This is a genomic window from Actinomyces oris (genome assembly GCF_001929375.1).
GTDB classification, from domain to species: domain Bacteria; phylum Actinomycetota; class Actinomycetes; order Actinomycetales; family Actinomycetaceae; genus Actinomyces; species Actinomyces oris_B.
This window is the reverse complement of sequence record NZ_MSGO01000057.1, coordinates 1-13,238: the sequence shown is the minus strand read 5'-3', so window position 1 is coordinate 13,238 and position 13,238 is coordinate 1. Positions and strand designations below refer to the sequence as shown.

At 67.0% G+C, this 13,238-nt stretch carries 10 protein-coding genes; 3 read left to right on the top strand and 7 right to left on the bottom strand.

Going from position 1 to position 13,238, the window contains the following annotated elements; translation table 11 throughout:
• A partial coding sequence (locus tag BKH32_RS13730) for a hypothetical protein (RefSeq protein ID WP_218638470.1) occupies nt 1-2,369 on the bottom strand: 2,369 nt, incomplete at its 3' end.
• Nucleotides 2,370-2,506: 137 nt separating this feature from the next.
• Nucleotides 2,507-3,385, bottom strand: coding sequence for a lysophospholipid acyltransferase family protein (locus BKH32_RS11540; RefSeq protein ID WP_075250155.1), 879 nt, complete (start codon nt 3,383-3,385; stop codon nt 2,507-2,509).
• A 190-nt stretch (nt 3,386-3,575) separates the two neighbouring features.
• Here BKH32_RS11540 and BKH32_RS11535 point away from each other — a divergent pair, with 190 nt between their 5' ends.
• On the top strand, nt 3,576-5,234 hold the full coding sequence (locus BKH32_RS11535) for a DEDD exonuclease domain-containing protein (RefSeq protein ID WP_256691766.1): 1,659 nt from the start codon (nt 3,576-3,578) through the stop codon (nt 5,232-5,234).
• 46 nt (nt 5,235-5,280) lie between these two features.
• On the opposite strand, the gene BKH32_RS11530 is transcribed toward BKH32_RS11535, so the two are convergent.
• Entirely contained in the window at nt 5,281-5,724 is a 444-nt protein-coding gene (locus tag BKH32_RS11530; RefSeq protein WP_075250154.1) for a hypothetical protein, read from the bottom strand.
• Nucleotides 5,725-5,904: 180 nt separating this feature from the next.
• Between BKH32_RS11530 and BKH32_RS11525 the strand changes: the two genes are divergently transcribed.
• Nucleotides 5,905-6,528, top strand: coding sequence for a superoxide dismutase (locus BKH32_RS11525; RefSeq protein WP_075250153.1), 624 nt, complete (start codon nt 5,905-5,907; stop codon nt 6,526-6,528).
• 99 nt (nt 6,529-6,627) lie between these two features.
• On the opposite strand, the gene BKH32_RS11520 is transcribed toward BKH32_RS11525, so the two are convergent.
• The 4 genes from BKH32_RS11520 to BKH32_RS11505 form a co-directional block, all read right to left on the bottom strand.
• Nucleotides 6,628-7,620 carry an FKBP-type peptidyl-prolyl cis-trans isomerase gene (locus BKH32_RS11520; RefSeq protein WP_075250152.1) on the bottom strand — a complete coding sequence of 331 codons (993 nt, stop codon included), beginning with the start codon at nt 7,618-7,620 and terminating at the stop codon, nt 6,628-6,630.
• Between the two features lie 40 nt (nt 7,621-7,660).
• The gene (locus tag BKH32_RS11515) at nt 7,661-8,053 is read right to left on the bottom strand and encodes a HesB/IscA family protein (RefSeq protein WP_075250151.1); all 393 of its coding nucleotides are present in this window, start codon (nt 8,051-8,053) and stop codon (nt 7,661-7,663) included.
• Between the two features lie 232 nt (nt 8,054-8,285).
• Entirely contained in the window at nt 8,286-9,944 is a 1,659-nt protein-coding gene (locus BKH32_RS11510) for an ABC-F family ATP-binding cassette domain-containing protein (protein WP_178384655.1), read from the bottom strand.
• A 48-nt stretch (nt 9,945-9,992) separates the two neighbouring features.
• Nucleotides 9,993-10,649, bottom strand: a complete 657-nt coding sequence (locus BKH32_RS11505; protein ID WP_075250149.1) for a hypothetical protein — start codon at nt 10,647-10,649, stop codon at nt 9,993-9,995.
• Between the two features lie 376 nt (nt 10,650-11,025).
• Between BKH32_RS11505 and BKH32_RS11500 the strand changes: the two genes are divergently transcribed.
• Nucleotides 11,026-13,152, top strand: coding sequence for a glucose PTS transporter subunit IIA (locus BKH32_RS11500; RefSeq protein WP_075250148.1), 2,127 nt, complete (start codon nt 11,026-11,028; stop codon nt 13,150-13,152).
• The last annotated feature ends 86 nt before the right edge of the window (nt 13,153-13,238 follow it).

Genomic DNA, 13,238 nt, shown 5'->3' with positions numbered 1-13,238 from the left:
GCCAGCGCCTGTGCCACCTTGGCCAGAACCCGCGCACGCTCTTGAGAATCCTCGATCCGCTCAGCCACCTCCTCAGCATGATAAAAAGGAGCGATCACATGACTGCCTTCGTTCACCTCATCAGCACCATTAAATGAAGAGCTCAGCGATAGAAATCCCCCTCCACTATTTGCATAAGCTTGAATCTCATTGACCCATCTTTCTAAATCAAAACTTTCAAAACCATTGACTTCAGAGTCGTTCACAGCACTGCCGATAGACACAAAAACATCCACCAGCAAACACAAAACCTTATCAGTAAAATCTCGGCAAGAAGCCAAGGATTCAAGCACAACAGGAAGGAACGGCAAGAACACACGAACGCACCCACATTCAACAGCTGCTTTCATTGTCTCCACAAGCGCATTCAGCCTGCTCTCCGGACTATCGATAGACAACACCATGTCCAACACAGCCTCGGGAGTGAGGTTGAAGTATAGAACATAGAGTTTAGGTAAACCAGGCACGTAGGTAGACGCCCGCACAACCAGCTTCCTCAACTCAGCAACCCCATAAAGGAAGGTCATCACGCCTTCAGGAATCTCCGCACGGCTCTCACCTATCATCTTGAAAGACTCACGATCGATCATTCGCAACACAAGCGATTTTCGTTCAGAACGTCGCCACACCTCATTATACCTACCTCGGTCGAGAGCAATTTTGACAGAAGAACCATCACATTTATCGTCACCAAGCATGAGTTCGAAGCAGGACTCACTCAGCACATAATTAGGGGTGTTGCACCCCCAACCCCTATCGGCACACTCCTTCACCCACCCTCGAATATCCTGATAGTACGGCAACAATACTCTCTCACGGGATTCTGCCCACCAAGCCTCATCCCCCACCCCTTCATCTCCTCCAAAGAGATCTGGCGAGAGCTCACGCAACACGGCTCGCAGAACGGCATCGTGTCCCAAAGTGTAGGAAGGGATTGGTCGATCACCGAAGCCGACGTTGACTCGCATGAGCATACGACCAGGAGAATGATCTACACACGCTTTGACGTCTCTACTGGGAACATTGTCAAGACCGCGACGCCTAGCGATCAGCTGTCGCAATTCATCGACAGTCAAAGAGCCACCACACGCCGCCAAAAATGCTCCGATATCGACAGCGAGATCAGACTTGAAGAACGTTTCAATATCCTTCTGATTGATCTTCTCTTGAGCAATAGGAGAAGGTTTAAGTGAGGCAATTACCCTCGAAGAATTGCATACTATATCCTCTGGCATCCGAGGGTTCGGCCGAGACGCCGTCACCAACTTCACGCCTTCGGGAAGATGTCGTGGCAGCAACGATAGAATGGACTTAGCTGCAGCATCATCTGGTCGCTCGTAGTAGGAATCCTCGTCCACTCCGTCAATGACAAGAACCAGAGGCCGAGGGTTCTTGTCTGATTGGCACGCCGTTGCTGCTCGACGCAAAAGTTGACGGAACTCGGTGTTCTGGGATGCCGGCTCAGAAACCCGCTCTGTGTACTCATCTCCTAAAATTTCCGCCAACTGAGCCCCAGCAACGAAAGAGAAACTTCTCCAGTCGTTCCCATCGCCACCCATGCGACGAATGAAGAAGGAAACGATGTGCACGTCGCTCGGCGGATTCAATGCGAAGGAGGACATCAGGGCGGTTTTACCACTAATCATGCCCGCCTCCATGGCATACCAAACGTCCGGCGCCCCATGGACAAATGCTGTCAGTTCCGCGATTTCTCGCTCGCGCTCCTCCAGAGGATCCGGAGCAAGGTCGCGAACCACCTCAAGATGGTCAGCAACAACGGCGCGCGTCTGTGAGGCCCCCGCAGGACGGTCCAGGAGACGCTGAACTCCGGTACTGACCTCGTCGACTCTCTCGAGAATGGAGGCCAACGCCTCCTTCTCAGTAAAGCAGTCAACGATACGATGGCAGGCCACCTCAAGCACCCAGTCGAAGGCATGCCTCGCCGATTCGTCTGCCAGATCGCTGCGCAGGTCTGTGCCACCCAGGTCAAGAAGAGTCCGGCGCAACTCATCACAGTTGTATCCCGCGGCTAGCCGTTCCTTCTCCGAGAGCCGGTCGATGAGGGACACCACCTGTCGGGTTGCCACATGCCAGTCGGCCTCGGAGATCCCCTTATGCTTTCCGAGCAGCTGCTTTGCTGCGTCGTCGGCGATCTTTTCCGCGAAGACTGCCCGCTTCCCGCCGATTTCCAGCGTTCCACGGAGCTTCGCCAACAGCCCGGCGCCTTCGCCAACCGCTGCGGCGAGTGCTCCCTGTCCGGAGGCTATGAGGAGCAGTTTCGCGATGGATATACCAACATCAATAAAAATGTCGCGATCCGTGGCCGCCATTGGCACTCCTCGACATATGGTGCGTATAACAGGGAAGTCTCGTTATTATACCGCAGCACACACACTCGCTTCCGAAACTTGGTGCCCAGTGTTCCAGTAGCCCTTGCCCAACCGGGCTCAGCGGTTACCGCCCCCCCCTACTCGGCGCCGGGCTCGGGCTCGTCGTCGGCAATCTTGTCCTTCTTCTTGTCCTTGCCGCTCGTGTCCTCGGGCGGCTCGGGCACGGAGACCTCGGGGGCGGGGCGGCCACCGGGCGCGGCCACGGGGGCCACCGAGGGGCGGGCCTGCGCCTGGGCGGCGAGCATTTCGGTGACAACCTCGTCGGCGGTCTTCTTCTCCGAGTCCATGGCCTTCTTGACGTCGGCGGCGTAGAGGTCCACGTACTCCTGGCCGGAGAGGGCCATGAGGGCGTACATGATCTCGTCGGTGATGGAGCGCAGCACGAAGCGGTCGTTCTCCAGGCCCTTGTAGCGGGAGAAGTCCAGCGGCTCGCCGATGACGATGCCCACGCGGTGGCGGGTGGAGGGGATGGACTTGCCGATCGGCTGAGCCAGGTTGGAGCCGATCATCGCCACGGGCACCACGGGGGCGCCGGTGGCCAGGGCGATACGGGCCACACCGGTCTTGCCGCGGTAGAGGCGCCCGTCGGGGCTGCGCGTGCCCTCGGGGTAGATGCCGAAGAGCTGCCCCGAGCGCAGGCGGTCGATGCCGGCCTGGAGCGCCGCCTGGGAGGCCTTACCGCCGGAGCGGTCCACGGGGATCGTGCCCACGGTCTTCATGAAGTTCTTCACCGCCCAGCCCTTGACGCCCTTGCCGGTGAAGTAGTCGGCCTTGCCGATGAAGGCGACCTCGCGGTCCACCAGCAGCGGCAGGAAGAAGGAGTCGATGACCGCCAGGTGGTTGGAGGCCAGGATCGCCGCGCCCTCGGCGGGAATGTTCTCCTCGCCGCGGATCCAGGGCTGGTAGAGCATCTCCAGGGCCGGGCCGACTGTTGCCTTGATGGGTCCGTATCCCACGCGGGGCCTCCTGTGAACTGCTGGCTGGGCGGCCACCACACGGTCCTGCACCATCGGAGACGGACGGCACCGGAGCCGGCCGGTGCCGCTCGGGTATGGGGATGATTCTAGGGTGCTTCCCACCCTGCTCGCACCGACTTCCCGACTGCTGGCGAGGATGCGTGTCACTGCCATCCTCTAGCCTGCGACCGTGAGCACTATCGGGACCCAGGTGTCCTTCGCCGACATGGGCACGCCCCTGGAGCGGGCGACCTTCGTCGTGGTGGACCTGGAGACCACCGGCGGGGCGCCGGGCGCTCGCTCTCTGACCGAGATCGGGGCCGTCAAGGTGCGCGGCGGGCAGGTGCTGGCGGAGTTCTCCACCCTGGTCAACCCCGGCGTCGCCATCCCCGCCCAGATCACCATGCTCACCGGCATCACGAACGCCATGGTGGCCGGCGCCCCCGGCGTACGCACCTGCATGGAGGCCTTCCTGGACTGGGCGGATCTGCTGGCCGACGACGTCGTCCTCGTGGCCCACAACGCCCGCTTCGACGTCGGTCACCTGCGTGACGCCGCAGCGGCCCTGGGCCTGGAGTGGCCCGAGCCCCGCGTGCTGGACACGCTGGCGCTGGCCCGCAAGGCCTGGACCCGCAGCGAGGTGCCCAACCACAAGCTGGGGACACTGGCCGCCTTCGTCGGTTCCCGGACCCGTCCCACGCACCGGGCCCTGGATGACGCGCGCGCCACCGTGGACGTGCTGCACGCGGCCCTGGAGGTCATGGCGCCGCTCGGTGTCACGCACCTGGAGGACCTGGCCACCGCCTCCGACCCGGTCCCGGCCAGGCGCCGGGCCAAGAGCCGCTTGGCCGACGCCCTGCCCAGCGGCCCCGGCGTCTACCAGTTCCGCTCGGCGGCCGACCAGGTGCTCTACGTGGGCAGCGCCGTGGACCTCAAACGCCGGGTGCGCTCCTACTTCACCGCCGCGGAGAAACGCCGCAAGGTGGCGCAGATGCTGGACACCACCGTGAGCGTGCGGCACATCGCCACCCCCACGCTCATTGAGGCGCGGGTGCGCGAGCTGCGGATGATCGCCGAGCTCGACCCACCGGTCAACCGCCGCTCCCGGGCTCCGCGCCGCCGGCCCTGGCTCCACCTGGACCAGGGCTCGGGCCCGGGGGCCGAGCCGCGGTTGGCGCTCACCACCGTGCTGCCCACGGAGGAGGTCGGCCGCGCGGTGGGCCCCTTCGCCTCACGCGGCAGGGGCCAGGAGGCCCTGCGCGCCGCCGAGTCGGTGCTGCGTCTGGGCCGCTGGGACGGGCGCGAGCTGCGCCGGGTACGCCACGACGACGTCCCGGCTGAGCCGGCTGAGGTGCTGGCCTGCCTGTCGGGCGAGGTCGACCTGGTGGCCTCTCCCCTGCTGGAGCGCATCGCGGCACTGTCCCGGGCCGAGCGCTACGAGGAGGCCGGGACCTGGACGGCCCGTCTGCGCTGCCTGCTGCGCGCGGTGGACCGGGCCGAGCGGGTGCGGCCCCTGCTGGCCTGCCCGCACCTCATGGCGGCCCGCCGCCGCGAGGTCGGGGGCTGGGAGCTGGTGGTGGTGCGCTGGGGCGTGCTGGCCGGCTCCATGACGACCGCGCCGGGTGCCGACCCGCGTCCCGCCGTCGAGCTGCTGCGCGCCAGCGCCCGGGTCGTTGACAGGCCCGGCCGCGTCGGTGAGGTGGTGAGCATTGAGGAGACGAGCCTGCTGGCCGACTGGATCCTGGACGAGGGCGCCCGCATCGTGGAGGTCGACGGCGACCCCGCGGTGCTCACGTGGCCGATCGGGGCTGCTGCCCGACACCGCAAGGTCCTGGCCTCGCAGGAGTGACGGCGCCGCGCGTGAGCAGGTCGCCTCCGCGTGGCCGACGTCCGGTTCAGCCGGCGGGGGTGACGGTGCCGCGGCGCGCGGTGAGGGCCTTGGCGACGCCCTCCTGGAGGCTCAGCGGGTCCAGGGGGCGGGGCACGACGACCTCCGCCTTGGCCCAGGCGGCCAGCCAGTCGTCCTGGGGGCGGGCGGTCAGCAGGACGACGGCGGGGCGCTCGTCGAGCTCGGTGAACAGCTCGTGGGCCAGCCCCATGCCGCCGAGCTTCTTGGCCTCGGCGTCCAGGACCAGTGCGTCGAAGGGCGGCTGGTCCTCCTTCTCGCGGTCCTTGATGGCCATGCGCACGCCCTCGGCGGTGGCCGCCTCGGTCCAGCTCACCAGTGGCAGGCCCTTGGCCGGTCGGTGTCCGACACCGTCGATGACCTCCTGACGCACGGTGGCGTCGTCGGAGAAGACGAGGAGCTCGAGGCGGGCGGAAGCAGCCTGGTCGGTCATAGCGGATCCTTCGTGGACGGGTACGGACGGCAGTGTTTCCGCGGTCAGTGTAATCACACGCGGGCTCACTATCCCTCTTCCGGCTCCACGTCTAGCATGAACCATGTTCAGGACTTCAGTCCTAATGAGCCCTGCTGAGACGGGACTGAAGCCACCTCACCCACCGAAAGGCAGTCCTTGATGGCCGTGTACACCCTTCCTGAGCTCCCCTACGACTACGCCGCCCTGGAGCCTCACATCTCCGGCAGGATCATGGAGCTCCACCACGACAAGCACCACGCCGCCTACGTCGCCGGCGCCAACGCCGCCCTGGATGCCCTGGCCGCCGCCCGCGAGGCCGGCGACCTGGCCGCCATCAACCTGTGGGAGAAGAACCTCGCCTTCAACCTGGGCGGCCACACCAACCACTCCATCTTCTGGAAGAACCTCTCCCCCAACGGCGGGGGCCAGCCCGAGGGCGAGCTCGCCGAGGCCATCAAGGACTCCTTCGGCTCCTTCGAGAAGTTCCAGGCGCAGTTCACCGCCACCGCCATGGGCATCCAGGGCTCGGGCTGGGCCCTGCTCGCCTACGACTCGATCTCCGGTGGGCTCGTCACCTTCCAGATCTTCGACCACCAGGGCAACCTGCCCGTGGGCACCATCCCGCTGTTCATGGTGGACATGTGGGAGCACGCCTTCTACCTCGACTACCTCAACGTCAAGGCCGACTACGTCAAGGCCGTCTGGAACATCGCCAACTGGCAGGACGTCTCCGAGCGCCTGGCCGACGCCGTCGCCAAGGCCCAGGGTCTCATCGTCCGCTGACGCCGAGCCCCGACACGCGCCGCACAGGCTGTGGCCCGCGCCCCTCACGGGGTGCGGGCCACAGCCTTATCGCGAGTGGTTGCCTGAGCGGCGCTCTCCTCAGATGACCTTCTCGACGTCGATCACGAAGAGGTACGCCGACTGACGCTTCCCTCCGTTGGAGTTACCGGGGGCCAGCAGCACGATCCTGGATCCCACTGGCAGCCCGTTCGCATGGATCTGCGCGGCCGGCATGGCGCTGGGGGCGTGATCCTCCCAGGTCGAGCTCCTCGTCGTGCCGTCCCACGAGGTGCGCGACATCTGCACGGCCACCGTGTCAGTCTCCTTGATCGCCTGGCCCTTGCCGCGGGCGACGACGACGACCTCCGGCTGCAGGGGCTCCTGAGCCTGAGGGCTCGCGAGAGCGGCAGCGGGAGCGCCCAGGTCCCCGGAAAGCGTCACGCCGCGGTCAGCGAGCTTCTTGACCGCCGCGGAGTCGACCGTGGCGTCCTTGGTGGCCGGAGTCAGCTCATCGCCCGTGATGCGGCTGGTGATGTCGACGACGAAGACGAGCGGGCCGGTAGGCGAGTTCGGACGAGCCGGATCGGCGGTATCGCCGTACCCGAGCTTGCCCGGGATCGACAGCAGGACGCGCTCGCCGACCTTGTGTCCGGCCAAACCGCAAGTCCATCCGGGGATGACCCCGGTCAGGCCGAAGGTGATCGGGGCGCCCTTCTTGAAGGAGGAGTCGAAAGCCTCCGTTGAGCCCCACTTCCAGCCCACATAGTTGGCGGTGATGATGTCACCCGAAGCCACCGCCGGGCCTTCCGCGGCGGTGAGAGTCTTGGAGACGAGGTTGGCGGGCGCCTGCTTCCCCTCACTCCAGGTGACGGTCGGCTCGGCCCCCGCGTCACCGGCGATCGCCGGAAGCGCCTCGGAGTCGGTCTCGATCGTTCCGGCCTCCTGAGCGCAGTTGATGATCGAGGGGGTCAGGGTCGGGGACGCCTGGGCCGATGGCGTGGCAGAGGTGTTCTTGGACGACCCCGAGCAGCCGGCCAGCGCGAGGCAGGCGGCCGCAGCCAGGGCGGTCAGGGTCAGGGATGTGCGGCGCACATGAGCTCCTTGAGTGGGGGGAGGGCCTGCGCGGGAGGGATCAGTGGAAGGACTCGCCGCAGGCGCAGCTTCCGGCGGCGTTGGGGTTGTCGATGGTGAAGCCCTGCTTCTCGATGGTGTCGGCGAAGTCGATGGTGGCGCCCGACAGGTAGGGCACGCTCATGCGGTCGACAACCACCTCAACGCTAGCCATCTCGTCACTGCCCGTGGGGAAGGCTCGCACGGCGTCTCCGTCCAGGAGACGCTCATCGAAGTAGAGCTGGTAGACCAGGCCGGAGCAGCCGCCGGGCTGGACGGCCACGCGCAGGCGCAGGTCGTCTCGCCCCTCCTGGGCCAGGAGGCTGGCGACCTTCGCGGCGGCGGTCTCGGTGAGGATGACCTCGTGCTCGGGGGTCTGGCTGTCAGTGGTGTCGGTCAGGGCGGTCTCTGCCATGGTCCTCTCCTGGTCTGGTATGCCTACGTTCATCTGCGGCGCTCCGGGTGGCACCGCTGACGGTCCTGCGGCTCTCCTGACGAGAGCCTTCAGGAACCACTGGAGCCAACACTCCAGCCGGATGCCTTGTTCCTGGTGACAACCCTACGCGGTCCCCACCCCGGAGCCGTGGTGAGGGGACTCACTGTGTCCGACGGCATCGCCGCCGGGGCGGGAGGGTGCGGTCTGCCCCTCAGGCCAGGGCCACCAGCTCGAGGTACTCCGGCCCCCACAGGTCCTCGTCGCCGTCGGGCAGCAGGAGGACCCGGTCGGGGTTGAGGGCCTCGACGGCGCCCTCGTCGTGGGTGACCAGGACGACGGCGCCGTCGAAGGTGCCCAGCGCCCCGAGGATCTCCTCGCGGCTGGCGGGGTCGAGGTTGTTCGTGGGCTCGTCGAGCAGGAGGACGTTGGCGCTGGAGACCACGAGCATGGCCAGGGCCAGGCGGGTCTTCTCCCCGCCGGAGAGGACCCGGGCGGGCTTGTCGGCGTCCGAGCCGGAGAAGAGGAAGGAGCCCAGGACGCTGCGCACCTGGGTGTCGTCCATGCCGGGGGCGGCGCGGCGCAGGTTCTCCACAACACTCGCCGCGGTGTCGATGGTCTCGTGCTCCTGTGCGTAGTAGCCGATCTTGAGGCCGTGGCCGGGGATGACCTCACCGGAGTCGGGCTCCTCCACCCCGCCGAGCAGGCGCAGGAGCGTGGTCTTGCCGGCGCCGTTGAGGCCCAGGACCACGACCCGGCTGCCGCGGTCGATGGCCAGGTCCACACCGGCGAAGACCTCCAGGGAGCCGTAGGCCTTGGACAGCCCGGCGGCCCGCAGCGGGGTCTTGCCGCAGGGGGCGGGGTCGGGGAAGCGCAGGTGGGCGACCTTCTCCACGGCGGCCTCGTCCTCCAGGTCGGCCATGAGGCGCTCGGCCCGCTTGAGCATCTGCTGGGCGGCTACGGCCTTGGTGGCCTTGGCCCGCATCTTCTCCCCCTGGGCGCGCAGGGCGGCGGCCTTCTTCTCGGCGTTGGCGCGCTCCCGACGGCGCCGGTGCTCGTCGTCGGCGCGCTGCTTGAGGTAGGCGTCCCAGCCCAGGTGGTAGACGTCGAGGACCCCGCGGCCGGCGTCGAGGTACATGACCTGGTTGACGGTGTCGCGCAGGAGCTCGACGTCGTGACTGATGACGATGAAGCCCCCGGCGTAGGTGCGCAGGTGGTCGCGCAGCCACAGGATCGAGTCGTGGTCGAGGTGGTTGGTGGGCTCGTCGAGCAGGAGCGTGTCGGGCTGCTGGAACAGGACCCGGGAGAGCTCGACCCGACGGCGCTGACCGCCTGAGAGCGTGCCGATGGGCTGGTCCAGGACACGGTCGGGCAGGCCCAGGGCGGCGCTGATGCGGGCGGCCTCGGAGGCGGCGGCGTAGCCGCCGGCCATGGTGAACTCGTGGTCCAGGCGCGTGTAGCGGTCCAGGGCCTTGGCCTGGGCCTCGCCCTCGGTGACGGCGATGCGCTCCTCGGCCTTGCGGATGCGGGCCAGGAGCGCGTCGATGCCGCGGGCGGAGAGGATCCGGTCCCGGGCGATCTCGCTGAGGTCCCCGACCTTGGTGTCCTGGGGCAGGTAGCCCACCGAGCTCGTGCAGGTGATCGTTCCCTCGTGCTCGACGGCCTCCAGCCCGTGGCGCTCATCGGCGTCGTTGACGGCGCGGCCGGCGCCCTGGGCCACGGAGGAGGCGGCGAGCAGCTTGGTCATGGTGGTCTTGCCTGCGCCGTTACGGCCCACAAGGCCGATGCGCATCCCCTTGTCGACCCGGAAGCCGGCGTGAGCGACGAGCTGGCGGGCACCGATACGCATGGTGAGGTCCTGGACATTGATCACGCGCGCCATCGTACGGGCCCGCCGGCGCCGCCCGCCGCAACGGACCTATCAGTCCCACCACATCCACCAGCCGACGGCGCCGCCGGCCCACTCGGGGCGGGTGCGCACGATGTCGTCGGGCACGCACCCGGCGTCAAGCTCGTAGCGCTCCTTGACCCTCTCCCACAGCGCGGAGCACTGGCAGTCCCGGCTGTGCTCGACGAGGACCTCGTAGCCCTGCAGGTCGGCGTCGGCGACCCACAGGGCCTCGACGCTCAGACGCTCGTCCTCCCGCTGGGGACCGATGCCGTATCCGCACAGGCGCACCTGCCCGTCCGCCCCGGCGCAGGCGGTCAGCAAGGTCTTGAGGCTCGGGGCGAGGTTCTGACGGTCACTCAGTGCCGCAGTCGGCAGCCGGCACAGCAGGTCGGCCGCCGTGGCGGCGTCCATCCCGCGGAAGGGCACGTAGTCGCTCATTGGGGCGCCGAGGGCGTCCGTACGCAACGGCGTCTCCCCAGGCAGGCAGCGCGGGACGTCGAGCCAGGGCTCAAGCAGGCGCCACAGGCCGATGCGCACCGTCCACCCCGGTGGACCGTAGAGGCGCGGCGAATCGGACGCGGCGGTCGGGGTCGGGACGGGAGGCGGAGTCGTGGTGGGCGGGCGAACCGGGATGTTCGGTAGGACCGGCAATGCGGGCTGTGCGGCCAGGGAGGTCTGCGCACTCATGTCGGGCTCCTTCGCTTGAGGCGGGGTCGGTGCGCCTCAAGCGTGCAGAACCCGCTCCGCCAGTGCACCCACTGGCCCGAGCGCCTGTGCGTACACCCCGCCTCAACTGCACAAACGCCTACCGGTGGATACCGGGATCGCGCAGACTTACGGTCATCGGCCGTCTCGCGCAGGGCACGGGCACCATCCAGACAGGCTGTTCCCTTTTTGTTCTGCGCCGTGAGACAGTACCCTTTTCCTCAACCACCTTTTTGCGCCCGCGTGGCGCACGAGGTGTCAGATCCCCACCACCGAGAGCGAGTCCGTCGGGGACTCGGAGCGCGCCGAGGGTGCGTCCACCGTCCGCGTCACCCTCGCTCAGTAGGAAAGGGCCCGAATGGCAACCACGACCTCAACCCCTGAGGCAATCCTCGACGCCGTGGGCGGCGCCGAGAACATCATCCATTTCACCCACTGCGCCACCCGACTGCGCTTCGAGCTCAAGGACGCCTCCGGCATCGACAAGGCGGCCGTCGAGGCCATCCCGGGCGTCATGGGCGCCGTCCCCCAGTCCGGGGACCGCTACCAGATCGTCATCGGTGGTGCCGTGCAGAGCGTGTACGACGAGATCAACAGCCTTCCGGCCATGAAGAGCCAGGGAGGCTCCTCCGGCTCAGGCCAGTCCGACGCCGACGTCAAGGCCGCCGCCCGCGCCAAGGCCCGCGGCAAGAACGCCTACGTCGACGCCTTCTTCGAGTACCTGTCCGACTCCTTCCGGCCCCTGCTGCCGGCGCTGCTGGGCGCCTCCCTCATCATCGCGGGCGAGGCCATCTGTGAGGCCTTCGGCCTCATCAACACCCATGCTGACGACGCGCATAAGCCGGCCACGCTGCTGTTCGTCGACGCCATGTTCCGTGCCGTCTTCTACTTCCTGCCGGTCATGGTGGCCTACAACGCCTCCAAGAAGCTCAAGATCGATCCGTGGGTCGGCACCGCGGTGATGGCTGCGCTGCTCACACCGGAGTTCATTAAGCTGGATACGCACCCGAGCACCACCTGCATCGACAACACGACGCTGAACTCCAAGCTGTGCACGGCTCACATCGCTGGACTGCCCATGCAGCTCAACGGCTACGGCGGCCAGGTCTTCGTCCCCCTCATGATGGTGGCCATCCTGGCCCTGGTCTACAAGGGACTGGTCAAGGTCGTTCCGACCAACGTGCAGATGGTCTTCGTGCCCTTCTTGTCCTTCGTCATCATGATGCCGGTGACGGCCTTCCTCATCGGCCCCCTGGGTATCTGGATCGGTACCGGCCTGGGCACGGCCCTGTTCTGGCTGAACTCCCACGCCCCGATCATCTTCGCGATCCTCATCCCCATGGTCTACCCCTTCCTGGTGCCGCTGGGCCTGCACTGGCCGCTCAACGCCCTCATGCTGGCCAATATCGCCTCGGCGGCCACCAACCACACCGACTTCATCCAGGGCCCCATGGGCGCCTGGAACTTCGCCTGCTTCGGTGCCACCGCGGCAGTCCTCGTGTGGTCCGTCCGCGACAAGGACAATGAGATGCGCCAGACCGCCACCGGTGCTCTTTTCGCCGGTCTGCTCGGTGGTATCTCCGAGCCGAGCCTCTACGGTATCCACCTGCGCTTCAAGCGCATCTACCCGTTCATGCTCGTCGGTTGTGCCGTCGGCGGCCTCGTTCAGGGCATCGGCAGCATGCTGGGAGGCATCGACGGCGTCACGACCACGACCTTCGTCTTCACCTCACTGCTGACCATCCCGGTCTTCAACCCCATATGGCTCTACGGCATCGCCGTCGCCGCGGCCTTCGCCACCTCCTTCTTCCTCATCGTCACCTTCGGCTACCGCACCAAGGAGGAGCGGGCCGAGGCGCTCGCCGCAGCCGGCGTCGCTAAGGGCGGCAACACCACCGTCTCCGCTCCGGCCGAGGCCGCTGAGGCGCCCAAGGCCACCGCTGCGGCTGCCGCTCCCGTGGAGGAGGGCGACCGGACTGCGAAGGCCCCCACGCCCAAGCCGGCGCTCGTTCCCGGCGCGGTCACTGAGATCGCCTCACCGCTCAAGGCCACGACCATGGACCTGGACAAGGTCCCCGACCCGGTATTCTCCTCGGGCGCCGTCGGTCAGGGCGTGGGTCTGGAGCCCCAGGGCGACATCGTCGTCACGGCTCCGGCCGACGGCACCGTCGTCGTGGCCCCGTCCTCGGGGCACGCCTTCGGCATCACCCTGGACAGCGGCGTGGAGATCCTCATCCACGTGGGTCTGGACACCGTCAACCTGGAGGGCCAGGGCTTCGACGTCAAGGTCTCCCAGGGCGACCGCGTCAGCGCGGGCCAGGAGCTCGTCCGCGTGGACCGCTCCGTCATCGAGCAGGCCGGTTACCCGCTGACCACGCCGGTGCTCGTCACCAACACCGCCTCCTTCGCCTCGGTCGAGGTCGTCGGCGGCGACTCGGTGGAGCCCGGCCAGGCCCTCATCAAGGTCACCGCGCCCGAGGCCTGAGCCCGACAATAACGCCGCCGACCTGATCGGCCGCTGACACAACGGTGGGGGCCGGAGCCGTCAACGGACGGCTCCGGCCCCCACCG